The organism is Eisenbergiella massiliensis (genome assembly GCF_003435485.1).
The window spans coordinates 1-24231 of sequence record NZ_QVLV01000015.1; the positions used below are offsets into that span (position 1 = coordinate 1).

The following is a 24231-nucleotide window of genomic DNA, read 5'->3' on the forward strand; positions in this document are numbered from 1 at the left end:
CCCAAACCGGCATGGCGCCCAGGCGGAACACACGAACATCCGGCGGCAGAACCTGGAAGCAGCTGAATTTTAAGGGAGGGCATACATGTGGTTCAGGGGGCCGTTGCCTTTTCCCAGGTCCAGGGGAGTATTAAGGGCTCCGGTCAGGTAGGTTTTGGCTTCTTTTATGCTTTGGGGGAGGCTTTTTCCTTCGGCCAGGCGGCAGGCGATGGCGGAGGAAAGGGTGCAGCCGGTGCCGTGGGTGTTGGGGTTGTGGATACGGGCGGAGGGGAAAAGGGTGGTTTGGGCGCCGTCATAAAGCAGGTCTGTGGCATCGTCCGTAAGGTGTCCGCCTTTTATGAGGACAGCGGTTCCCGTGGCGTTGAAAAGGAGGCGGGCGGCTTTTTCCATGTCTTCCGGCGTGCGGATGGCAAGGCCGGTGAGGGCCTGTGCCTCGGGGAGGTTGGGGGTGATGAGGGTTCCCAGAGGGAGGAGTTTCTCTTTCAGCAGAGAAAAAGCGGGTTCTGAGAGGAGGCGGCGGCCGCTGGTGGATATCATGACAGGATCGATGACCAGGTTTTGGGGGCGGTATTGCTGCAGCCCGGCGATGATTTGGGCCAGTATCGGCTCCTCCGATACCATGCCGATTTTGACGGCATCCGGATATATATCGGTAAATACGCAGTCCATCTGGGCAGCTACAAACTCCGGGGGAACGTTGTGTATTCCGTATACGCCGGTGGTGTTCTGGGCGGTCAGGGAGGTGATGACGCTGCAGGCGTACATGCCATGTACTGTTATGGTTTTGATATCGGCCTGGATACCGGCCCCTCCGCTTGGGTCGGAGCCGGCTATGGTAAGTATCTTTTTCATGGGGCTGTTCCTCATTTCGTGAAGGTATAAAGATAGTAATCGGCTTGTTTTATAATCTCCCTTTCCTGTCCGGCGGAGGAGGGGTCTTTTACACCGACTGTGGGAAAGCCGGCTGTTTTCGCCGTTTTCAGGGCGTACAGGGCATCTTCGAAAACGTAGGTTTCTTCTTTTCCGGTTCCAAGCAGGGCCAGGGCTTCTTCATAAATGGCGGGAGTGTCTTTTCCTGCGCCCGCCTGTCCGCAGGTAAGTATAAAAGTAAAGTAATGCAGCACTCCGCATCGCTTCAGGGCAGCCCGGATAAGGCTGTGATCGGTGGCTGTTGCAATGCACATTTTTATGTTTCTTTGGCACAGCTCTTCCAGGAAGGCGGCGGCTCCTTCCTTCAGGGGAGCTTCTTTTTCATAGAAGGAGGTGATCATGGCGTTAAGCTCTTCCACTATTTTTTCAGGGCTTTCCGTAAGGGCGTAGTTTTCCCGGTAATAGCAGGCGGCCTGGAGAAGGCTCATGTCGCGGAAGGTTTCACGCAGGTTTTCCCGGGGGATTTTCCCTTTTGTACGCAGGTAATCTTCCCCCAGGGTATCCCAGATGCCCATGGAGTCTAAAAGGGTGCCGTCCGCGTCAAAGATGGCTCCGCGGATGTTTGTATGCAGCAGTGCTTCCAGTGTGTCCTGCGCGTTTATCTGCAGGGCCAGTTTTTTCAGGTCTTCGCAGGACTTACGGATATCCGGGCTTGCGAAGATGGCGGAAACAAGGGCCACGCCGGCGATGCCTGTGCCTTTGAGCAAATGCAGGTTTTCTTTATGGATGCCGCCTATGGCGCAGACGGGGATGGATACTGCGGCGCAGATCTTTTGCAGGGTCTCATGGGATACCGCGTCTGCGTCGGATTTAGTGGAGGTGGAAAAAACAGCGCCCACGCCCAGATAATCTGCGCCATCTTCTTCCGCCTGGCGGGCCTGCTCCACCGTCTGCGCGGATACTCCCAGTATTTTGCCGGGGCCGATTCTGCGGCGCACATCCGCCGCAGACATGTCGTGCTGGCCCACATGAACGCCGTCCGCGCCGCAGCTGACAGCCAGCTCTACGTTATCGTTAATGAGGAAAGGGACATGGTATCTGCGGCAGAGTTCTTTCACAGCCAGGGCTTCCTGCCGGAATTCTTCCTCCGGCAGCTCCTTTTCCCGAAGCTGGATGCAGGTGGCGCCGCCTGACAGGGCTTCCTCCACCTGCTGCAGCAGTGTTTTTTTACCCGTCCAGGCACGGTCGGTTACGGCATAGAGGAGCAGCATGCTTCTGTCACATTTCATAGGGAACCTCCGTGCAGATGATTTTTTCAGAAGCTCCGTTTTCCTGCTTTTGGAGCCGGTATTTGCGCAGCCTGGCGCCTTCCTCCAGGGTTTTCCCGTCCATCAGGAAAATTTCATCTATGATTTTGCTGCGATAGGAGGCATTGCCTTCTTTGGCGGAAAGCCTCTGGTAAGCCCGTTCTCCTGCCAGCCCCATGGCACAGACGGCCGCAGCGGCCGCTTCCAGGGGCTGTTCCTGATTGGCGGTCAGGTATGCTGTCATCATGGCGGACAGCATACAGCCGGTGCCGGTCACCTTACTCATCAGGGGATGGCCGTTGCGGATGACATAGGAAAAATCACCGTCTGTTACAATATCGATCGCTCCGGTAATTGCCACTATGGCTCCTGTATCCTCTGCGAAGCGGCCGGCAAAAAGGATCGTGCTTTCCAGGTTCGCATCCGTTACTGCATCCATGCCGTCAGCATCCACGCCTCTGGCGCCTCCCATTCCCAGCGCAAGGGTTTTGATTTCGGAAATGTTCCCGCGGATGGCTGTAAAATGTACTTCCTTAAGCAGTCTCCGGGCAGTTTCCGTGCGCAGCCGGCTGGCTCCCGCGCCCACCGGGTCAAGCAGCACAGGATGGCCGCAGGCATTGGCTTTTTTACCGGCAGCCAGCATGGAGGGAATCGTATTGCGGTTCAGTGTTCCGATATTGATGTTAAGGCCGCCGCAGACAGCGGTAATTTCCTCCGCTTCCTCCAAATCATCGGCCATAATCGGCGAACCGCCGCAGGCCAGCAGGATGTTGGCGCAGTCGTTTACGGTGACATAATTTGTAATATTGTGAATTAAAGGCATCTGCCCTCTTACTTTTTCCAGTTGCTCTTTCAGCATTTTTTCACCCTCGTTTTCCATAGATTTAGTTGCGCTACTCTTCATAGATGGACACGATTTCTCCATCCAGAATGCGGTTCATATTTTTTACGGCGCAGAAGTTCCCGCACATGCTGCAGGTATCCTCTTTTTCCGGCCGGGAGGATTCCCTGTAGCTTCTGGCCTTCTCCGGGTCCATGGCAAGAGAGAACATCCGCTCCCAATCCAGCTTCTTTCTGGCAAGGCTCATCTGATTGTCCCAGTCCATGGCCCCGGGTACGCCCTTGGCGATATCGGCCGCATGGGCTGCGATTCTGGCGGCAATGATGCCTTCCCTCACATCCTCCACATCAGGCAGGCGCAGATGCTCCGCTGGCGTTACGTAGCAGAGGAAGGAGGCTCCCGCCGCCGCTGCCGCCGCCCCGCCGATGGCCGCCGTAATATGATCATAGCCAGGGGCCACGTCCGTTACTATGGGGCCGAGCACGTAAAAGGGTGCACCGTGGCAGAGGGTTTTCTGGATTTCCATATTGGCTGCGATCTGGTTAAGCGGCATGTGCCCGGGTCCCTCAATCATGATCTGTACGTCTTTTTCCCAGGCTCTTTTTGTAAGCTCCCCAAGGGTAATCAGTTCTTCTATCTGGGACGCGTCGGTAGCGTCGGCAAGGCATCCTGGACGGCAGGCATCCCCCAGGCTGAGGGTAACGTCATATTCCCGGCAGATATCCAGAATCTCGTCATAGTGCTCATAAAAAGGATTTTCTTCTCCTGTCATTTCCATCCACGCAAAAATAATGGAACCGCCTCTGGAAACGATATTGGTCAAACGCTTATTCTTCTTAAACTTATGGGCGGTTTCTTTGTTGATCCCGCAGTGGATAGTCATAAAATCCACACCGTCCCGGGCGTGCATTCTCACAATATCAATCCATTCCCCCGAAGTGATCTGCTTCAGGGGCTTATGATAATAAACCACCGCATCATAAATCGGCACAGTTCCAATCATGGCGGGGCAGTTATGCGTCAGGTAACGTCTGAACTTCCTCGTGTCGCCAAAGGAGCTTAGATCCATAATGGCTTCCGCTCCCATTTCCACTGCCTTTCGCACCTTCTCATATTCCATTTCCAAATCCGTCATGTCTCTGGATGTGCCCAGGTTCACATTGATTTTGGTTTTCAGCATGGAGCCAAGACCGTTTGGCACAATCGACTTATGCTCTTTGTTGCAGGGGATGATAATCCTGCCCTCCGCCATAAGCCTGCACAGCTCCTTCCCGGAAATATGCTCCTTTTCCGCCACCGCTATCATCTGTTCCGTGAGAAAACCTTTTCTCGCGGCTTCCATCTGTGTTGCATAATTCATACTGTTTCCTCCTGACCGTTTGCTTCCTTCACAGTTTTTCTCTTTCTTTTCAGGGCCTGTGCGGCAGTGCGAATGCAGGAAACAGGAATTGCGGCAAAAGAAAATGCGGCTTTTGGCGGACGCTCACTAAAAAAACGGAGCATACCAGGATCGGTATACTCCGCTTTCATATCATGTAAGCTGTGCAACTTCTTCCTACGTTGGCATTACCCAAATCAGGTTTAAGGGTCGAAGTTGGATTACTTCCTCTCAGCCTGCTCCACAAGCTCCCCTGAAAAATATGTACTTTTTCCCGCCGGGCTTAACCGGCCTTTACGTGGAAATCATATCATGCCTGTCCTATTTTGTCAAATTTTATGGCCTGCCGGTTTTTCCGGCCTTTTTTCTGATTCCCCGTCAATCTGTAACAGTCCGGACGGGCCAGAATGACCGGCAATTACAATTTTGTCCTGACGTTTTCCGGTGTTATTGCAACTACGCTCTTTTGGAAAGAACCTCTTCTTCATATTTCATTACTTCCCTGAACCAATCTCCCTTGACAGGAACATTGTTCTTCTCACAGAAGTAATCCCACACATCACCGAAGGGATAGGTTTTCATTTCTTCCTGCATTGCCATCAGTTCTGTAAACTGGTTGGTATCCTGCAGCTCCTTAAAACGCTTGTTGGGAGAAACCAGGGCGTAAAGAAGGGCCTTCTGCATATTTCTCATACCAACGGTCCACGCGGAAATACGGTTGATGCTGGCATCAAAGAAATCAAGGGCAAGAAGCACGCGGTCAATGGCGTCGTTTCTTACGATTTCCTTTGCAATTTCTCTTGTTTCATCATCAAAAAGAACTACATGGTCGCTGTCCCAGCGTACCGGCCTTGTTACATGAAGCGCAATCTTGTCATTGAACAGGAGCATGGAGGAAATTTTATCGGATACCATCTCTGTGGGATGATAATGTCCGTTGTCCATAAGGCTGATAATGCCGTTGTTTGCCGCATAATTGACGGTAAATTCACTGGATCCCACAGTGTAGGATTCCAGGCCGATGCCGAATACCTTGGATTCCAGGCACACAAGAACCTTGGATTTATCGTAAGGGATGGAAAGGATCTGATCCAGGGAATCTTTGAATCTAGCCCTGGGCCCCAGCCTGTCGGCGGGAATGTCTTTATAGCCGTCCGGAATCCAGATGTTCATTGCGCAGGGGATTCCCAGCTCTTCTGCAAAATACTGGGAAATGCGGATGCAGGCTTTTCCATGCTCAATCCAGAAATTACGAACTTCATCGATCGGGCTGGAAAGGGTCAGGCCGTCCACTACCTTGCTGTGGGAGAAGAAGGTGGGGTTGAAATCAAGGCCGATTCCTTTTTCCTTCGCAAAATCAACCCATTTTTTGAAATGCTTCGGCTCGATTTTGTCTCTGTCCGCAAATTCACCGTCTTCAAAAATAGCATAGCTTGCATGCAGGTTCAGTTTATGCTTTCCGGGCACGAGGCTGAATACCTTATCAATATCTGCCATCAGTTCTTCCGGTGTCCTTGCCTTTCCGGGATAGTTTCCGGTAGTCTGGATTCCTCCGGTAAGAGGTCCCTTCTGATCAAAGCCGGTAACATCGTCGCCCTGCCAGCAGTGCATGGAAATCGCAATGTTTTCCAGGGTTTCCACCGCCTTGTCGGTGTCCACGCCAATTGCCGCATAAATTTCCTTTGCGGATTCATATCTTTCTTTTACGTTCATAATTATCTCCTTTCCGTCCCATGGGACGACGTGCGTTTCACACGTTTTCGACTGATGATGTAATTGGGTAACCGTTCAGATGGGTATGAACCTTTACCTCGCTTCATATTTTTTCACACCGAAGGAATCGTAAATGCAGGCGCGCACCTGGGCAAGTCCCTCAAATTTTCCGTCCTTCAGCATCTGTACCGCCAGGTTGCCGATAGCTGTCGCCTCTCCCGGGCCTGCGTAAACGCATCTTCCGGATTTATCCGCAGTCAGCTGGTTCAGATATGCCGCATTGGATCCGCCGCCCACAATATTGATGGCCGGGAAGGTTCTCCCTGTGAGCGCTTCGATTTCCCTGACGGTTTCCGCATAGCTTTCCGCCAGGCTCTGATAAATAACGGCTGCAATCTGTCCGGTTGTCTCCGGCTCTCTCCATCCATGCTTTCTGCAGTAAGCCTTAATGGCCTCCGTCATATTGTCGGGCGCCAGAAAAGCGTCGTCATTCACATCCACGCGGGAAGGAAAATCGCTTTCTGCCTCCGCCATATCACACAGCTGTGCAAAGGAATATTTGTCCCCCAGCTCATGGCGCACGGACTGGATCATCCACAGCCCCATAATATTTTTCAGATAACGGAAACGGTACTCATATCCGCCTTCGTTGGTAAAGTTTCTTTCCCTGCTTTCCGGGGAACAGATTGCCTTGTCATTTTCAATTCCCATCAGCGACCAGGTCCCGGAGCTTATGTACAGGCAGTCATCGGTAAGTGCGGGTACGGAAATAACCGCGGATGCCGTATCGTGCGTTGCAGGCATCACCACTTCGCAGGTAAAGCCGACTTCCTCTTCCACCTCTTTGGAAAAAGGTCCCACCACGGTTCCCGGCATATGCAGCGGCCGGAAAACAGAGGGCTTATAGCCCAGCCGTTCAATCAGCTCATAGTCCCATTGCTTTGTTTCCGGGCTGACCAGCTGTGTGGAGGTGGCGTTGGTGTACTCGGACAGCTTATTGCCCGTGAGCAGAAAATGGAAATAATCAGGAAGCATCAGCAGCCACTCCGCTTTTTCCATGTTCTCCGGCTCCTGGGTTTTCACCGCCATCAGCTGGTAAATGGTATTGAACATCTGTTTCTGGATTCCCGTCCTGGCATACAGGGCGTCCTCCGGTATGATTTTATACACCTCTTTGTCCATGCCTTTGGTTCTGCCGTCCCGGTAGCCATAGGTGTTTCCCAGGATCCTGTCCTCCCCGTCCAGGAGGACATAATCCACGGCCCAGGTGTCAATGCCCATGGATTTGGGGATTTTCCCGGCCGCCCTGCAGGCCTTCAGGCCTTCCTTGATTTCGTGGAAAAGGCGGGGAAGATTCCAGCACAGATGGCCGTCCTTTTTCTCCATGCCGTTTTCAAAACGGTATACCTCCTCCAATACGATTCTGCCGTCTTCCAGGTGTCCCAGGATATGGCGGCCGCTGGAGGCGCCTATATCCACAGCAAGATAGTACTCTGCCATAATTTTACCTTCTTTCGTCCCGATTTCACTGCTACTATTATACCTCTGCGGCGCTTATTTTTTTAGGACGGCAATTGCAAATTTACCGTCCTTATTTGCACTCCTATTTTAAAGAAACAGGAGTAAAAAATAATTTTATCTTTTTTGCTCCTGCTGCTTTTAAATATACTCTGCCTTGATTTCATCCGGCAAGATTCAATTATTTTTCCGGTTCCTCAAACATTGAGGAAGTGGGATTCAGAAATGTATTCTTAATGTTCTCCTCAACGCTCAGGCGATCGTTTATTTGCAGCAGATATTGAGGAGTCCCTCCTACAATACCATAAATCAGTGCCTGATCCTCCTCCGGGAAATTCCGAAAATAACTGCAGGTGTTACTCCACTAATGTAACTGTTCAGCCTCTTCACAGTTACCCACCAATCACATGAGATATATCCCTTTTGACGGCAAGATGGCGGAAATGGTATAATGTCAGCATAGCTGACATTATACCATGGAAAGTCGATGCGACTGACTTTCCATATGTGCATTCCGGTTTCTGCAGCCACCGCAGAAAACATGGTACTAAACTCCGCCGGAGGCCAATATACCGCAAAGCGGATATGCTGCAGCAGGCGCAGGGACAGGCTTTTAAGAGAAAACAGGCGGTCCGGGACGGGACCGGAAGGGGAAACAGATGAATCAGGAGCTGCTTGATAAGCTGAGGGTGATTTCGCCGGAGGAAAGGAAGATATTGGACGGGGAGGCCCGGGTGGAGAAGAGCATTTACACCGCGGACGATGATTTTATTGTGGACAGCAGGCAGATGCTGGATGCGGGGAAGCTGATCGATATCAGGCCGCATACGCGGTTTGTGCGTTTTCCGAAGCACCGTCATAATTATATCGAAATTATTTACATGTGCAGCGGGACGACGACTCATATAATTAATGAATCGACGCGTGTCGTATTGGATACGGGGGATTTGCTGTTCCTGAACCAGAACGCCGCGCAGGAAATTCTTCCGGCGGGGGAGGACGATATTGCAGTGAATTTCATTGTTCTGCCTGAGTTTTTTGACCGGGCTTTTCTCATGATGGATGAGCGCAGCGAGCTGCGGGAATTTCTGGTGGGTTCCCTGAAAAAGGATCGCAGCTTTACCGATTACCTGCATTTCCATGTGAGCGAGGTGCTGCCCATTCAGAACCTGGTGGAAAATCTTATCTGGTCTTTGGTGAACAGGCAGCCTAACCGGAGGAATATCAATCAGACGACCATGGGGCTTCTTTTCCTGCAGCTTTTGAACCATACGGACAAGATCAACCAGGATGATCCCGGGCAGCATGAGCAGAATATAGTATTTACGGCCATGAAATATATTGAGGAAAATTATAAGACGGCTGCGCTGGAGGAGCTGTCCGTCCGTCTTTGTGAACCTGCCTATTATCTGAGCCGGCTGATCCGCCGGATGACAGGAAAGACCTTTAAGAATTTACTGCAGACAAAAAGGCTGAACCAGTCAGCCTTTCTGCTTACCACAACAACACTTCCCGTGGAGGAAATTATTGCGTCTGTGGGATATGACAACACAAGTTATTTTCATCGGATTTTCCGGGAGCAGTTCGGCATGACGCCGCGCGCCTACCGCCTTGCCCATGAAGCTGTCAATTCTCAGGATACAGGCAGGTAATGCCGGAACGTTCAAAGGTTTCCAGCCACACATCGGAGGGCTTTTCATCGGTGACTACCACCTGAACATGGTTGATGTCACAGATTTTTGAAAAAGCAACTCTTCCGAACTTGGTGTGATCCACCGCAAGAATACACTGCTTCGCGGATTTGAGCATGGTCTGCTTTGCCTGGGAAAAAAGTTCATTACCATCGGTAATTCCTTTTTCCATGTCCAGCCCCTTACAGGAAAGCACCACCTTCTCCACGTTGAAGGCACCCAGTCCTTCAATGGCGCGGGGGCCTACCAGGGCCAGATACCCTTCCTTCAGGCTTCCGCCGGAGGAGATGATATTCCAGTCCGAAACATCGGACAGTTCCAGGATAACCTCTATGGAATTGGTGATCACGGTGAGACGTTCCTTGGCCTTGAGCGCCTTGGCAATGAATACCGCCGTGGTGCTGGGATCAAGGATGATATGATCTCCGTCTTCTATCAGGGTTTCCACGATTTTGGCTATTTTCTGTTTTCCCGCCGGATTATTTTTCTTCCGGATATTAAAGGGCATATCCAGACTTGTATTTTCATTGAGCACCGCTCCGCCGTAGCTCTTAACGGCAAGGCCGTCCTTATCCAGCTTATCCAGATCCCGGCGTATGGTTTCCTCCGATACCTGGAATTCCTGACTCAGTTCGCTGACAATAACCTTCTTATCCTCCTGAAGCTTTTCAAGAATCAGATTTCTTCTCTCTACCGCTAACATAACCCCAAAAACCCAGCCTTTCTTTATAGTATGGATCGGCAGATCTGTTCATCCGGATGGGCAATCACAGAGGAATCCAGATACATTCCATTGCCTGCAACAGTTTGTTTTGCCTTCTCAATTGCAGATTCCACTGCCGCTACCTCCCCGGTGAGAATCAGATAGGATTTTCCGCACATTCCCTTGGCGATCCGCAGTTCGATCAGATCAACAATTGCGGTTTTGGCAGCCACATCCGCAGCAACGATTATGGATGCCGCATCATAGGTTTCCAGAATGCCGAAGGCGTTTACCTTTTCTATCTGGGTCGTTCCGTAGATGGCCGGAAAAATACTTTCATGAGGATTCCCCAGGACAAAGCTGTCAATCAGCTCCTCCTGCCGTGTCTTTTGTGCCGCCTCAACAGCCGCGTTCACCGCGCTCAGGGAACCGGTAATTAAAGCAATGTATTTTCCGGGACAGACCGTCTGTGCCTCCAGCAGTTCCACATCCGCGGTCTTTACCATCGCGTCCGCAGCGGTAATTCCTGCTGAAACCGTTTTAAATTCAATCATGCCTATTGCCTTGCTCATCTATTTCTACCTCTCATCTGCACGTCTAAACCGCCGCCAGAACCACCATGTTTTTGTCTGCTTTCATTACTTTTCCGCTGATGGATGCGTGAATGGGTACGCTCAGGCCGTCCGCAGCGGATGCAATCATCTGTCCTCTGGCTACCATATCCCCCTCGGAAACCACCGGACGGGCCGGGGCGCCGATATGCTGGCTGAGCAGAATCGTAACGGTATTTACCTTTTTCACTTCATCATCAATGGGCGCTTCCCTGTCATAGGCGGAAAGTCCAAGCCTGGCCTCCAGCCTCTCCTCCGGCGCCTTGCGGTATTCCCTGGACTCCTTTACGGGAGCGGGGATTACGCCTGCCGGAGGCTTTACTCCGGCATTTCTGAGCCCCACCTTGTATTCTGCCATAAGGCTTCTGGGCGACAGGCCCTGTGGGCAGGAATACAGTTCACATAACCCGCAGGAGCTGCAGAAGTATGTATTGACAAAGGGATTGGCGTCCCGGAAATCCCGGTTCGCTGCAGCGCGCATGAATTTATGCGGCTCTATCGGGTGTCCCAGCGCATGCCTGGGGCATAAATCCGTACACATCTGGCACTGACAGCAGGCGGAGGCCGCACGTTTCAGCCCAATGGCCGGATTCAGTTTTTTCTTCTGGATCAACGGATGCTCCTCAGACAGCACAAGCACCGCATTGGTGGTTTTGGTGACCGGAAAAGCCGCCTCCCTGATATTGCCCATCATAGGGCCTCCTACCAGGAATACAGGGTTCTTTATTACAGCCCCTCCTGCAAAATCCACACATTTTTCCAAAGAGGTCCCCAGAGGGACTCTGATGGTGACAGGAGACGCCACCTCTCCCACAATGGTTACCAGCTTATCGGCAACCGGCTCTTTTTTCACCAGCGCCTTGTGGATATTATACATGGTCTCTACATTGAAGACAGCAATGCCTTCTTCTATGGGAAGTCCACCGGGCCTGACCACCTTTCCCGTCGCCTCATAAATCAGCACCACTTCATCTCCCATGGGATATACACTGTCCAGAAGATGAAGGGATACCTTGGGAAATTTATGGATACATTCCTTTAAGGCCGCCACAGTGTCTTTATATTCTTCTTTAATTCCGACAATCGCCCTTTCGGCGCCCACGGTGTCAGCCACCAGCTGGAACGTCTCCAGGATTTCTTCCGCATGCCTTTGCAAAAGCTGTCTGTGCAGCTTCAGCAGCGGTTCACATTCCGCGCAGTTAAGCAGAATCGTCTGCGCTCTTTCGTCAATCTTCATATAAGTCGGAAAGCCGGCGCCGCCTGCACCGACAATGCCGTTATCCTTTATGATTTTGCTCAGTTCCTTACTATCCATAGCCTGCCCCACTTATTCCAACCGGCTTGCGTCGTCTATGATTCCAACAATGGCCGCATCCACAGGAGCGTCCTGCATATCACAGCCGATTCTTGCGGCGCTGCCCTGGGCTACCAGTACATATTCGCCGATTCCCGCGCCGATATTATCAATAGCCACCAGTCGGTCCGCATGACTTTTCATGGATTCCAGGGGCTCAACGATCATGAATTTATTGCCTATCAGTTTCTCACTTTTGCGTGTGGAAACTATGCTTCCTGTTACCTTTCCTACTATCATAGCGCTCCCCTTATTCCATAGTTCCCGGTATCCTTTTTAATAAGAAAGAATACCGGGAGAACCTTCAGATAATTTTCACAGTGTCCCCGGTAGCGATTTTACTCGCGTTGGCTTCATCCGTGTCAATATGCATTTCCAGCGTGAAGCTGTCGTCCACGCGGATCTTCACATGGTCAAAAACAGTTCCTCTTTCGTTATCCGCTTTCACGGAAACATAGTCGCCGTCCTTTACTCCGGCAGCCTGTGCATCGCGGGGAGACATATGTATGTGCCTCTTTGCAACAATGCATCCTTCATCCAGATATACGGCGCCTTTGGGGCCTACGACTGCAATCGCAGCGCTTCCCGCCACATCTCCGGACTCCCGCAGAGGAGCCTTAATGCCCAGCTTCATCGCATCTGTCGCGGAAATCTCCACCTGGGAGGCTTTCCTGACCGGACCCAGGACCCTTACGTTTTCTATCGCCCGCAGCTTCAGGCCCACTATGGTAACCTGTTCGTTTGCCGCAAACTGGCCGCCCATCAGATCCTTTTTTTTGGTCAGATGATATCCGGGACCAAAGAGCGCTTCCACATGCTCCTGGGTAAGATGTATATGTCTGGCGGATACGCCCACGGGAACCATATAGCCGTTTCCGGCATTTTCTTTCTTTTCCATGGCTTCCATTACCATTCTGGTAATCAGTTCAATTTGATTCGTCTCCACAGCCACACCCACTTTTCTTCGTAATCCGGAAACCGGGCCGGACAGAGAATCCTGTCCGGACTGATTTCCTGCCTTTCAGGTAAAATTAGTTTACAGCAGCTCAGTTGGCTGAACCGCTATCTTATTTCACCTTAGGCAGAATCATCTCAACGTCGGTGTGAGGTCTGGGGATTACATGGGTAGCCACTAATTCGCCCAGTCTGCCTGCGCTGCTTGCGCCTGCTTCCACTGCGGACTTCACGGCTCCTACATCGCCGCGCACCATAACGGTTACCAGTCCGGAACCGATCTTCTCTGTGCCTACCAGCGCTACGTTAGCCGCTTTGCACATTGCATCCGCTGCTTCAATTGCTGCAACAAGTCCTCTTGTTTCCACCATTCCCAATGCTTCCTGTGACATTCTTTTTTCCTCCTTTTTCACTGCAGGCTCTTCTTTAACCTGTGCCTTTTCGGGTTTCTGTGCTGTTTTTGCTGCTGTCCTGCGGGCCGTTTTGATAGCTCCGCCAGAGACTGTTTCGGATTGTGTTGTCTTATCTTTATTGCTGTCCGGCATGACTTCCTCCTTGCTGCCGCTTACACGGCAATGCCGCCCGATGCGGCATTAAACCAGGCTTTAAACCTCCTGGAGATAGCTTTCATCGGAAGGCTCACTGTCCTTAAAGCGGCTTGCACTGCGCTCCACCAGTCCGACGATCTCTTCATGGGGGTTGGCAATCACGCCGAAAGCTGCCAGAGGCTTTAACGCCTGTGTCCTGGCTGCCTCCACAGCGGCCGTAACCGCCGCCACTTCGCCTTCCACTATGATGGTTACAAGTCTTCCGCCCAGTTTTCTCTCCCAAGTTGACAGGGTTACGTCCGCGGCCTTGCACATGATGTCAAGGGCGTCCATCGCCGCTACCACTCCTGTTATTTCTATCAGGCCATATGATTTCCCCATGAACATTCTCTCCTAATTGTTAAATGGAAGGCAGAATTTTTTCCACGTCGGTATGAGGCCTGGGGATTACATGAGCCGCTACCAGCTCGCCCAGCTTGCTTGCCGCTGCGGTTCCGCTTTCCACGGCAGCCTTTACAGCTCCTACATCGCCGCGTACCATAACGGTTACAAGACCGGAACCGATTTTCTCTGTTCCCACAAGTCTTACTTCCGCAGATTTGGTCATTGCATCCGCTGCTTCAATCGCTGCGGTAAGACCTCTTGTTTCTACCATTCCCAATGCTTCCTGTGCCATTTTTAATTTCCTCCGCTTATACTGAATAATTGTTCAAAGTTTGTAACTGTTCTGTCCTCTCACAGTTACCTGAGTCTTCATTGTCTATTGTACTGAATCCGGTTATGACTTGTCAAATGCGCAAAGCTTGAGCATTTTTTCCGTATCCTCCGTGGGCCTGGGGATGATATGCTTCTGCACCACTCCCGTAAGGCTGCGGGCCACGCGTTCTCCCGCTTCCATCGCCGCTTCCACATCGGAAACGCTTCCCCTGAATTTGATGGTAACCAGAAGAGGCACCGGAAGGCTGTCGGCGTTGGCCGGCTTGTTCTTATCAAAAGGCTCCAGCCACACATTGCCTGCCTTACATCCGGCATCCGCCGCCATAAAGGCGCATACCAGACCAAATACTTCCAAAATTCCTACGGCTTCCCCCATGGGCTTCGCCTCCTACCTGTCGTTACTTGTTGATGATTGCTATCTTCAGGCCGCTCATCGCCAGGTTAGTCCTGTGCGCTTCGTTGATTTCCTCCAGCGGGAAGGTATGGGTAATCAGCTTCTCGATGGGGATGCCCGCCTTCTTTGCGCTCTTTAAGAACTCAAAGGTGGTGGCATAATCGCGAAGGGTATATACCCAGGAGCCTACGATGGTGATTTCCTTGGAGCAGATATCAAAGTGCGGGTTGATGGTGGCGTCGCCGCCGTTAATGAAAAATCCAAGCTCGCACAGTCCGCCGCCGTTGCGGATGAATTTATAAATATTGGCATGTGCCATGGGAGAACCGGTACACTGGAAGGCAAAATCCGCCAGATGTCCGTCAAATTTGGCTTCCACAGCGCCTGCAAGGGCTTCGATTCCCTTATGGTCCTTGAAGTTAACCGTATCGGATGCGCCCATTTCCTTTGCGAATTCCAGACGTTTTTCCTCTCCGTCCACCGCTACGATGTGGTTGATGCCCATCGTACGCAGGATAGCGATGCAGATCAGGCCGATGGGTCCACAGCCCTGCACTACCACTCTGCTGTTAAAACGGAGGATTCCTGTGGATTTCGCTCTTTCCACCGCGTGGATGAGAACGGCGCAGGGCTCAATGAGGATTCTGGAATACAGATCCAGATCGCTTACGTTGAACACAGTAGAGCCTCCGCGGATAAACAGGTAATCTGAAAACCAGCCGTTTAAATGGATATCATCGTCCGGAAGCAGGCCGTATACATCGGCGCCGCCCACGTTCTGTCTGTTCAGGTCATACATGGTGATATCCGGGTTATCCTTGAAAATCATACAGGTTACGACCTTGTCGCCTATCTTAAGGTCTTTTCCTGCGCTGTCTTTTTTAACGTTCTTTCCCATTTTGACAATTTCGCCGGTTCCTTCATGGCCCAAAGCCACGGGAATCAGTCCGAAGGGATCCTTCTTGAATTCGTGTGCATCGGTTCCGCAGATACCGCAGCCTTCCACTTTTACAAGAATATCGTCGTCTCCCACTTCGGGGATGGGGAATTCCTTCACATCGTAATGCTCCAGGCTTGTCAGCATGGCCACATGCGCCGTCTTCGGGATTGCTCCCGCAGGAGCGCTTCCTGCGCCGCTGTTTGCCGCAGGCTGTCTGCCTTCCATGCTGTTGAGGACCTGTCTTACGATTTCTTCTATATTCGTTGCATTAACGTCCATTTTTCCTTCCCTTTCTGCCCTGTCGTATACGATTTTCAATCCTACGGCTTCTATCGTACGATTCCTATCGTATGCACAGGCTGTCTGACATTACACATCTTCTTCTCTTGGTGAAGGTGCTTGTGCTGGTAAGTCCTTCCCCGGTCCTGCTGGCGATGGTAAAGGTACAGAAGCCTTCGCCGCCGAAGCCCAGCGCCGCATAAGAAGGTGCGTTCTTAACCAGAATAGCCGTATCGATCGCTCTGGCATATTTGGTGATGTTGTCTATGTTCTTGGAATGGATATGGGCGGAATGTCTGTTGCCGTGCTCCAGCCATACAGCCTTCTCCACAGCGTCGTCAAAATCCTTTGCCCTTACCAGGCCCAGAATCGGCATCATCAGCTCCTCTGAAATCAGCGGATGCTCCTTTTCCCCTTCGAATACGATGCAGCGGATGTTCTCCGGCGCCTGTATCCCAATCATGGAAAGAAGGGTTCTGGCATCTCTGCCCACGCACTTGCGGTTCAGTCCCTTGGGTGTGAGGACGGTGGCCGTCAGCTTATCCTGCTCCTCTTTGGAAATCAGATAGCAGCCCTGCTCGCTAATCATGTAATTCATCAACTCATCAGCGATGCTGTCCACAGCAACGATTTCCTTTTCTGCAATGCAGGGAAGGTTATTGTCAAAGGTACAGCCGTTCACGATGTCCGCCGCCGCTTTTCTGATATCGGCTGTTTCGTCCACCAGCGCGGGAGGGTTTCCTGCGCCTGCGCCGATTCCCCTTTTACCTGAGGAAAGGACTGCGGTAACCACGCCGGGACCGCCTGTTGCGGCAATCAGCGGGATATCCTTATGCTTCATCATGATATTGCTGGTTTCCAGTGTGGGCTTGAACACGGTACATGCCACATTATCCGGGCCGCCAGCTTCCAGGGAAGCTTCATTTACCAGATTGATGGCAAAAATGGAGGTCCTGATGGCCTGGGGATGGGGGTTGAATACCACCGTATTCCCTGCGGCTATCATTCCTATGCTGTTGCACAGGACGGTTTCACTGGGGTTGGTGCAGGGAGTGATGGCGCCGATTACGCCGAAGGGGCCCATTTCAATCAGGGTAAGCCCTCTGTCTCCCGACCAGGCTGTTGTTGTAATATCTTCCGTACCAGGCGTTTTGTCTGCCAGAAGATGATGTTTCAGAATCTTATCGCCCACATTGCCCATACCGGTTTCCTCCACTCCCATACGGGCAAGGATTTCCGCGGCTTCGTGGGTTTTCTTACGGATATTGGAAACGATCTGTTCCCGCTGGTCCATGGTCATGCGGCGGACTGTTTTCTCCGCCTCTTTGGCAGCTTCGATGGCCTGGTTCATATCATTGAACACACCGTGCTGCGCTGACTGGGCCGTTCCGGAGAGCTGCATCCTGGCAACTACTTCCTTCACAATATCCTGTACCATACTTTCATTTACAGGCACGAGATTACCTCCTTTAACATGGATGCTCCGTAAGCCGCAAGGGCCGTGTCCTGTTCGGCGGTTCCGCCGCTGACACCCAGAGCTCCTATGATCTTACCATTTACCATAAGCGGTTCTCCGCCGCCGAAAATCACAATCCTGCCGCCGTTGGTATGCTGGATGCCATAAAGCGGGGCACCCGGCTGGCTGAGTTCTCCCAGCGCCGCTGTGGACATCTGGAACGCTATGCTTGTATAGGCTTTATTCACAGCCACATCCAGACTTCCTATGTAGGCCCCGTCCATGCTGCGCACAAGCTTCGGATGGCCGGCCTCGTCGGCGATGGCCGTAACCACGCGCATCCCAAGGCTTTCCGCTCTTTCCTCCACCTTTGCCGCCAGCGCTTCCGCCAGCTTCAGCGACATGTGCGCCGTGCTGCCGGTTTCTGAAAGGACCCTGCGGACAGTTCTTGCAATCAGATTTTCATCCATTATTTCATTTGCTCCATAACCTTTTTCACGATTTCAGCAACCATTTCTTCGCTCACTTCGTTGGAAGCAGGCGCGGGTGAGGATACGGAACCGCAGCCGTTGCCGCAGTTGTGGCAGTTCTTCTTGCCCTTGTTCTGGCACAGGTCAGCCGGATGCTTTCCGGGAAGTCCCATTTTTCTTCTGATTTCATACAGCTTCTCAATGGTATTCTTATCGAATTCCTTCGGGCCGCCCAGCATTTTGGACTTATAGAGAAGCTCTGCATAGAATTCAACGGATTCCATCTTCATATAGGCTGCGGTCAGGTCCGTGCTCCAGGTAAGGGCGCCATGGCTTTCCAGCAGAACCGCATCATAGTAAGGAAGATATTTCTCCACATTATCAGGAATTTCCATCGTGGAAGGCGTACCGTACTCAGCAATCGGAACACATCCCAGGGCGATAACGGCTTCGGGCATGATGGGCTGTGTCAGCGGGATGCCTGCAATAGCAAAGGAGGTTGCAAATGTAGGATGGGCATGTACTACTGCTCCCACATCGGGACGCTTCTGGTAAACACGCATATGCATCTTGATTTCGGAAGAAGGACGGAAGCCCTTGTTTGCCTGGATTACATTGCCCTGCGCGTCAACCTTGCAGATAAAATCGGGTGTCATAAAGCCCTTGGAAACACCTGTGGGTGTGCAAAGGAATTCATTGTCGTTCAGCTTTACTGAAATATTGCCGTCATTGGCAGCCACCATATTACGGTCATAAATTCTCTTTCCGATGTCGCACATCAATTTCTTAAGTTCGTACTCGTTCTGCATTGTTTCCTCCATTCTGCCGCCTTCCCGCGGCGTAAAAAAAATATGTTCGCACTTTGTGCGGATTTTGTATGGAAAAGCCCTGCTTTTCCATTTTTCATACATGCTGACTGTCCGCTTTGTTAGCTCGTGTTCATTATAGTCCCAAATACAACACATGTCAACATTTTACCTGTGGTTTTTATTTGTTTTTATAGGTTTTTCAGCTGTTGTTTTTGTTGTTTGTATGTATTTCTTCTCTCTGTTCCTCATTCAGATAATCCAGGATATCCGAAACTCCGGTTCCGGCCTTGGAATCCACGAAAAAAATCTTTTTACAGCCGGACAGCCGCAGCCATCTGGCCGATCGCTCCGGGTTCGCCTTCGGGTCATTGATCTGGGTTACAATTCCCACCACTTCCCGGTTCACCATGCAGGTTATGTTGGGCGGATACAGGGAATAGGGCTCCGTGGCCGCCAGAAGAAGTCCCACCACATCCGCTTCATAGGAATAGAGCGCCAGCGCGTAACCCAGCTCATGGGTCTGGGCATATTCTCCGGGCGTATCTATGATACATTCAAAATAATTCACATACTGCGTTTTATGATATTTGATTTCTTCGCCCTTCAGCGCCTGTGTCAGCGTTGTCTTTCCCGCGCCGCTCCTGCCGATAAGTATTATTTTTTTCATGTTCTTGTTATGCTGCAGACCTCATAGCCCAGCTTATTCTCCGTATATTCCAGAATCGCCGTAGTGGATGCCTCCACCTGGGAAACTGTGCCGGTCACAATGAGGGAGCCGCTGAAGCGGTCCACAAAGCCCAGATCCACGCCGGAAGATTTGATGGCAATGTCCGCCATGATAATCGCTGTCTCCGCAGGGGTTACCGTCATGATGCCGATGGCCGCCCGGTTCAGCTCCACCTTCGGGTCCAGTCCCAGCTTTTCGTACAGCTCTCCGTCAGGATTGGCAATGATATGGGCCAGCGTTATCTGTTTTCCCGGAACCAGCTCCTGCACGATTCTCTGTTTTTTTTCAGAATCATATTGTTGAAAATTCATGTGCTGCGTGCCTCCATTTTTCCTTCCGTCATCCGCCGATATGGCATTCCAGGCTGCTTACACGCTCCACCGTGCGTTTCAGCTGCGCCATATGCTCATTGGTGGGAGGCAGGATATCCTTCATGAGATATTCCCGGTTCAGTCCGTCATATTTATCCTGTCCCAGCCTGTGGTAAGGCAGGAGATGGATGCGCTTCACGCCGGGAAGCGCATCTGAAAACCGGGCGATTTCCTCAATTTCCCTCTCCGTATCATTAAAGGTGGGAATTACGGGGACGCGGATAATCAGCTCTGTTTTGCCGCTCTGCGCCACCTTCCTGGCGTTTTCCAGCATCAGTTCGTTCCCCTTGCCGGTAAACTCCTTATGCTTTGCACTGTTGATATGCTTGATATCCATCAGATACTGATCCAGCCAGGGCAAAAGCTTTTCTATGGTTTCCATGGGAGCGCAGGCCATGCTTTCCATCGCTGTGTTGATTCCCTCTTCCTTGGCCGCCCGAAGCAGCGCCGCTGCAAATTCCGCCTGGCAGAGGCTTTCTCCGCCGGAAAGCGTGAGGCCGCCGCCGGAACGTCTGTAGTACGGCCGGTCCTTTACCACGGTTTCCATGACCTGACGGACAGTTACATCTTCGCCGATGATTTTCGGTTTACCCTGTACCATCATGGTCTGCACCGCATATTCCTGGGATTCCGGATTGCAGCACCACCGGCACCGCAGTACACAGCCTTTTAAAAATACAATGGTGCGGATTCCCCTGCCGTCATGGATGGAATATCTTTGTATGTCAAAAATCCGGCCTGTTGTGTCCAGGTAGTCCATCGTTTATTCCTCTTTTCTTCTTTTCTCAGAAGCCCTGCTCCGTCCTGCGGATAATATCATCCTGAAGGGAGCGTGACAGCGTAGTAAACAGGGCGCTGTAGCCCGCCACACGCACGACCAGATGCTTGTAATTCTCCGGGTGCTTCTGTGCGTCAATCAGGGTATTTTTATCCACCACATTGAACTGCATATGGCTGCCCTTCTGGTCAAAATAGGAACGGATGAGAGCCACGAAATTATTCAGTCCTTCATCGCCGCTGAGGGCGGAGGGGTGGAATTTCTGGTTAAGGAGCGTTCCGTTGGAGGCAATGCCGTGATCCAGCTTGGAAACGGAATTGGCCGTAGCCGTCGGCCCGTTCACATCCTTGCCCGCGGTTGGGGAAACACCATCCGCCACCGGGGTATGGGCCAGACGTCCATCGGGCGTAGCGCCGGTCTGCGCTCCCAGAGGCACATTGGCGGATACAGGATACAGACCCGCCTGGAAGGTGCCGCCTCTGGGGTTGCGGTAATTCTGTAAAGGTCTGGTGTAGGTATAAGCCACTTCCCTGGCAAACAAGTCCACCTCTTCCAGATCATTGCCGAATTTGGGAACCTCTTCGATCATATCATACAGTTTTTCGCACAGCTGTCTGTCTTTGTCGGAAAGCTGAGTGTCCACGATGCCCTTCACAATGCCTGCGACCTGAGCCTCGCTGGGCTTCTGTCCCGCTTTCTGCAGCTCTTTGATAATTTCACCGGTCATCTCCGAAACGGTGATGGAGTCAAAGCCCTTTCCAAAATTCAGGGCAAGCGCTCTCTTGTATTCCGCAAGCGTCACCTTATTTTCTTCAAATACCAGCTTTCTTATGGCAAACAGGGAGTCCGCCACATTGGCAATCCCAAAGCCCTGGGGGCCTGTGAAATTATAAACAGCGCCGCCCTCCTGTACTGTTTTTCCACGCTTCAGGCAGTCGTCCACCATACTGGAAAGGAACGGCAGCGGACAGCGGTCCGCATGGGCTGTATCAATGGCATTGTCCGCGTTTACCAGCAGGCTGATACAGTACTCCATCTGTTTCTTATAGGCGTCAAAGAACTGATCGAAGGTGGTCATATCCTCCACGGCCCCGGTCTGCAGGCCAACCTGCTCTCCCTTGTCCCTGCCGTTGGAGAAAACAAGCTCCAGCGGACGGCACATGTTAAAGAACGCCGCATCATGCCAGCCTTCTGTTTTTCCCGCCTTCTGCGGTTCCACGCAGCCGATGATGTTGTAGGTCCTGGCATCCTCCAGAGTCAGTCCCCGGTTCATCAGGGAAGGGATGATCACTTCGTCATTATAGTAGGCCGGAAGCCCGATTCCGGTTCTTGTCAGCCTGGCTGCCTCCACAAGAAGCTCATGGGGCGTGCAGTTCCAAACCCTGACGGACAGGGACGGCTGGGGAAGGAACACATGGGCGGATGCCCAGATGCACAGGAAGGAAAGATCGTTGGTCACATCCCGGCCGTCTTCATCCTGGCCTCCCACAATCAGGTTCTGGAACAGGCTGTAGCCCGCAAAGCCTTCTGCGCTGGCCGCGTCTCTGGCCTTGTTCAGGTCATTCAGCTTCACCCAGATGCAGTCAACCAGTTCCTGAGCCTGATCCCTGGTAATCCTGCCTTCGTCCAAATCCTTTTTATAATAAGGATACATGTACTGGTCAAAGCGTCCCGGAGAAATGGAGTGTCCGCTGGATTCCATCTGTAAAAGCTGCTGGATGAACCAGAAGCTCTGGCAGGCTTCCTGGAAGCTGCGCGCCCCTTTTGCGGGAACCCTCTCACAATTAGATGCTATCTGTAAAAGCTCCTGCTTTCTTTCCGCATCCGTACACTCCTGCGCCTCTTTCGCGGCAAGCGCCGCATAACGGCCCGCGTAACCGATTACGGCTGCACAGCTCATGATCACAGCCTCCAGGAAGCAGTGCCTTCTGGCATAATCTCCGTCTCCCACACTGCAGCCTGCCAATTCGGCGGCCGCTTCCCTGATAATGCCTTCCAGACCGATTTCCAGCACCTTGTCATACTGCACGGTAACATGTCCCACGCCATTATAAAAATAGTTGCCCGGCGTAAAAATATTATGTTCAATCGCCCTGGCGGCTTCGGGCGCCATATAGGAAAGCGCCAGTTCACTGGTGGTTTTTCCCTTCCAGTATTTATGTACCTCTGCCAGCTGCTTCTTCGTTTCTTCTGAAATGTAGAAGGGATCGGCGCTTCTTTTTTCTATTGTATCGAATTCCGCTTCCAGCCATTCATAGGAAAATTCGGGAAAGGTCTGGCAGCCTCTGGGCGCCAGCGTGGAGCTTCCCACGATCAGTTCCTCATCCCTAATGGTAATGGGGATATTGGCCAGAATGTGCGCGAAGGCTTTGGCCCTGCGCATGATAATCGGCTCCCCTTCCGTTTCCTTGTAGCTTTCCGTCAGCAGCACCGCCCTGGCCGGTTCGATTTCCGGCATGTTGCGGTACAGATTTTCAACCAGTCTGGTAATGCGTTCCGACTTGGCCGTAGGATTGTTGTTGAATTTACTGCTCATCCCTGCTTTCCCTCCATATTTCTCTTCCGGGGCAGGGGCTGTACATGCTGTACATATAGGAGGTTCCTGCTCCGAAAGGCACTGTATCTACTGTGTATCGTTGTTTTATGTTGTTTTCGGCATATATTTCGCCTTATTTTTGTGGTTTTCCAGATTCAGTATAGTTCTTTCCAGGGGAAATGTCAATAAATGCCGCATATTCAGCCGTGTTTTTTTGTTGTTTTATTTGTCAGCACTGTTGTTTTTTTGCAACAGTTCAAATATATTTCTTATAGAGTGCAGATAAAAGGCGTATCAGGGAGCAGCTGAGCAAGTACCTGCGCTGTTGCGTTTATCCTGAATGCAGGGCCGGAGAGCCTGTAGCCAGCCGTAAACAGTAATAGTGTTTCTTTTCTGATATATTCTCTACGAAGCGTAGGTTGCATTCCATCCTGTCATCCATTATCCTTGATTTACAGGGAAGTCGGCACTTCCAAAATATATCGTGCTGTAAAGTACAGCTGAAAGGATAAAAAAATGGATCATTATATTACCGGAAATGCAATCCGTGAACTCCGGGAAAAGAAAAAAATCACCCAGAAAAGTCTTGCGCAGACTCTGGGTGTCAGTGACAAAACCATCTCAAAATGGGAAACAGGCAAAGGCTATCCCGATATCAGCCTCCTGGAGCCTCTGGCTGCAGCGCTGGATATTTCTGTCGCAGAGCTATTGAGCGGGGATTATGTGACCAATCAGAACAAAATGGGGAATATGCTTCGCAGTGTTTTTTATGTATGTCCCGTTTGCGGCAATGTCATTCATACGCTGGGAAAATGCGTGGTAAGCTGCTGCGGCATTACACTGCCTGCACAAGAGGCGGAGGAAACGGACGATGCACACAGTTTCTTAATCGAACAGGTGGAGGATGAGTCCTTTGTTACCGTTGCGCATGAGATGTCAAAAGCACATCACATCTCCTTCCTGGCCTGGGTGACTTCAAATAAGCTGGAGCTTCTGAAGCTGTATCCGGAACAGAATGCGGAAGGACGCTTCCGGCTGAGGGGACATGGGCTCCTGTATCTTTACTGCAATAAACACGGTTTGATGAAAAGGAAACTCTGAACGGGGCGGCGCATGATGCGTCGCCCCGTTCTTTTCCAGCAATCCTGATAATTTTTTACGCTTCATCACTTTCCGGTACAAATTCCAAATGCTCCAGTGCATAACGCAAAGCCATACGCATGAATTCATTTCCGGAACGAGCACTTTTCACGGAAAACTTATCAA

Annotated in this window: 25 protein-coding genes and 1 riboswitch; of the genes, 2 read left to right on the plus strand and 23 right to left on the minus strand. The window is 51.5% G+C overall.

Features of this window, described 5'->3' with window-relative positions:
* Positions 1-69 precede the first annotated feature (69 nt).
* The 6 genes from thiD to rhaB all read right to left on the minus strand — a co-directional run bounded on the left by thiD (position 70) and on the right by rhaB (position 7609).
* A complete protein-coding gene (thiD, locus tag DXC51_RS18970) occupies positions 70-852 on the minus strand; it encodes a bifunctional hydroxymethylpyrimidine kinase/phosphomethylpyrimidine kinase (RefSeq protein ID WP_117545182.1) in 783 nt (260 codons plus the stop codon).
* An 11-nt stretch (positions 853-863) separates the two neighbouring features.
* Positions 864-2159 (minus strand): thiamine phosphate synthase, encoded by a 1296-nt coding sequence (thiE, locus tag DXC51_RS30475; RefSeq protein WP_117545183.1) that lies wholly within the window; start codon positions 2157-2159, stop codon positions 864-866.
* On the minus strand, positions 2149-3036 hold the full coding sequence (thiM, locus tag DXC51_RS18980) for a hydroxyethylthiazole kinase (RefSeq protein ID WP_117545213.1): 888 nt from the start codon (positions 3034-3036) through the stop codon (positions 2149-2151). The genes thiE and thiM overlap by 11 nt, the downstream gene beginning before the upstream one ends.
* Positions 3037-3070: 34 nt before the next feature.
* A complete protein-coding gene (gene thiC / locus DXC51_RS18985) occupies positions 3071-4378 on the minus strand; it encodes a phosphomethylpyrimidine synthase ThiC (RefSeq protein ID WP_021636266.1) in 1308 nt (435 codons plus the stop codon).
* A 175-nt stretch (positions 4379-4553) separates the two neighbouring features.
* Positions 4554-4661: riboswitch (TPP riboswitch) on the minus strand.
* A gap of 191 nt (positions 4662-4852) precedes the next feature.
* A complete protein-coding gene (locus tag DXC51_RS18990; protein WP_025490260.1) occupies positions 4853-6109 on the minus strand; it encodes an L-rhamnose isomerase in 1257 nt (418 codons plus the stop codon).
* Positions 6110-6202: 93 nt separating this feature from the next.
* On the minus strand, positions 6203-7609 hold the full coding sequence (rhaB, locus tag DXC51_RS18995; RefSeq protein WP_021636262.1) for a rhamnulokinase: 1407 nt from the start codon (positions 7607-7609) through the stop codon (positions 6203-6205).
* A gap of 677 nt (positions 7610-8286) precedes the next feature.
* On the opposite strand from rhaB, the gene DXC51_RS19010 reads away from it, so the two are divergent.
* Positions 8287-9279: an AraC family transcriptional regulator gene (locus DXC51_RS19010; RefSeq protein ID WP_021636259.1), complete on the plus strand. Its 993-nt coding sequence runs from the start codon at positions 8287-8289 to the stop codon at positions 9277-9279.
* Here DXC51_RS19010 and DXC51_RS19015 read toward each other — a convergent pair.
* From DXC51_RS19015 to DXC51_RS19095, 17 genes are all read right to left on the minus strand, one after another.
* A complete protein-coding gene (locus DXC51_RS19015; protein ID WP_021636258.1) occupies positions 9254-10021 on the minus strand; it encodes a DeoR/GlpR family DNA-binding transcription regulator in 768 nt (255 codons plus the stop codon). The genes DXC51_RS19010 and DXC51_RS19015 overlap by 26 nt on opposite strands.
* A gap of 23 nt (positions 10022-10044) precedes the next feature.
* On the minus strand, positions 10045-10593 hold the full coding sequence (locus DXC51_RS19020) for a BMC domain-containing protein (RefSeq protein WP_117545184.1): 549 nt from the start codon (positions 10591-10593) through the stop codon (positions 10045-10047).
* A 25-nt stretch (positions 10594-10618) separates the two neighbouring features.
* A complete protein-coding gene (locus DXC51_RS19025) occupies positions 10619-11947 on the minus strand; it encodes a 4Fe-4S dicluster domain-containing protein (RefSeq protein ID WP_117545214.1) in 1329 nt (442 codons plus the stop codon).
* 12 nt (positions 11948-11959) lie between these two features.
* Positions 11960-12226: a EutN/CcmL family microcompartment protein gene (locus DXC51_RS19030; RefSeq protein WP_021636255.1), complete on the minus strand. Its 267-nt coding sequence runs from the start codon at positions 12224-12226 to the stop codon at positions 11960-11962.
* Between the two features lie 64 nt (positions 12227-12290).
* A complete protein-coding gene (gene pduL, locus DXC51_RS19035) occupies positions 12291-12899 on the minus strand; it encodes a phosphate propanoyltransferase (protein ID WP_154466406.1) in 609 nt (202 codons plus the stop codon).
* 154 nt (positions 12900-13053) lie between these two features.
* Complete coding sequence (locus DXC51_RS19040; protein ID WP_025483876.1) at positions 13054-13332, minus strand: BMC domain-containing protein; 279 nt, start codon at positions 13330-13332, stop codon at positions 13054-13056.
* A gap of 213 nt (positions 13333-13545) precedes the next feature.
* Positions 13546-13869 (minus strand): BMC domain-containing protein, encoded by a 324-nt coding sequence (locus DXC51_RS19045; RefSeq protein WP_025490264.1) that lies wholly within the window; start codon positions 13867-13869, stop codon positions 13546-13548.
* 19 nt (positions 13870-13888) lie between these two features.
* The gene (pduA, locus tag DXC51_RS19050; protein WP_021636251.1) at positions 13889-14164 is read right to left on the minus strand and encodes a propanediol utilization microcompartment protein PduA; all 276 of its coding nucleotides are present in this window, start codon (positions 14162-14164) and stop codon (positions 13889-13891) included.
* A gap of 102 nt (positions 14165-14266) precedes the next feature.
* Positions 14267-14581 carry a BMC domain-containing protein gene (locus DXC51_RS19055; protein WP_021636250.1) on the minus strand — a complete coding sequence of 105 codons (315 nt, stop codon included), beginning with the start codon at positions 14579-14581 and terminating at the stop codon, positions 14267-14269.
* A gap of 22 nt (positions 14582-14603) precedes the next feature.
* Positions 14604-15818 carry a zinc-dependent alcohol dehydrogenase gene (locus DXC51_RS19060; RefSeq protein WP_025490265.1) on the minus strand — a complete coding sequence of 405 codons (1215 nt, stop codon included), beginning with the start codon at positions 15816-15818 and terminating at the stop codon, positions 14604-14606.
* A gap of 64 nt (positions 15819-15882) precedes the next feature.
* A complete protein-coding gene (locus tag DXC51_RS19065; protein WP_025490266.1) occupies positions 15883-17274 on the minus strand; it encodes an aldehyde dehydrogenase family protein in 1392 nt (463 codons plus the stop codon).
* Complete coding sequence (locus tag DXC51_RS19070) at positions 17265-17744, minus strand: GlcG/HbpS family heme-binding protein (protein WP_025490267.1); 480 nt, start codon at positions 17742-17744, stop codon at positions 17265-17267. The genes DXC51_RS19065 and DXC51_RS19070 overlap by 10 nt, the downstream gene beginning before the upstream one ends.
* Positions 17744-18553 (minus strand): class II aldolase/adducin family protein, encoded by an 810-nt coding sequence (locus tag DXC51_RS19075; RefSeq protein ID WP_025490268.1) that lies wholly within the window; start codon positions 18551-18553, stop codon positions 17744-17746. The genes DXC51_RS19070 and DXC51_RS19075 overlap by 1 nt, the downstream gene beginning before the upstream one ends.
* Before the next feature lie 199 nt (positions 18554-18752).
* Positions 18753-19220 (minus strand): EutP/PduV family microcompartment system protein, encoded by a 468-nt coding sequence (locus tag DXC51_RS19080; protein ID WP_117545185.1) that lies wholly within the window; start codon positions 19218-19220, stop codon positions 18753-18755.
* The gene (locus tag DXC51_RS19085; protein ID WP_021636244.1) at positions 19217-19591 is read right to left on the minus strand and encodes a BMC domain-containing protein; all 375 of its coding nucleotides are present in this window, start codon (positions 19589-19591) and stop codon (positions 19217-19219) included. The genes DXC51_RS19080 and DXC51_RS19085 overlap by 4 nt, the downstream gene beginning before the upstream one ends.
* A gap of 28 nt (positions 19592-19619) precedes the next feature.
* Positions 19620-20411, minus strand: coding sequence for a glycyl-radical enzyme activating protein (locus DXC51_RS19090; RefSeq protein ID WP_021636243.1), 792 nt, complete (start codon positions 20409-20411; stop codon positions 19620-19622).
* A 25-nt stretch (positions 20412-20436) separates the two neighbouring features.
* A complete protein-coding gene (locus DXC51_RS19095; protein ID WP_025490270.1) occupies positions 20437-22965 on the minus strand; it encodes a glycyl radical protein in 2529 nt (842 codons plus the stop codon).
* 516 nt (positions 22966-23481) lie between these two features.
* Here DXC51_RS19095 and DXC51_RS19100 point away from each other — a divergent pair.
* Positions 23482-24066: a helix-turn-helix domain-containing protein gene (locus tag DXC51_RS19100; protein WP_117545186.1), complete on the plus strand. Its 585-nt coding sequence runs from the start codon at positions 23482-23484 to the stop codon at positions 24064-24066.
* The last annotated feature ends 165 nt before the right edge of the window (positions 24067-24231 follow it).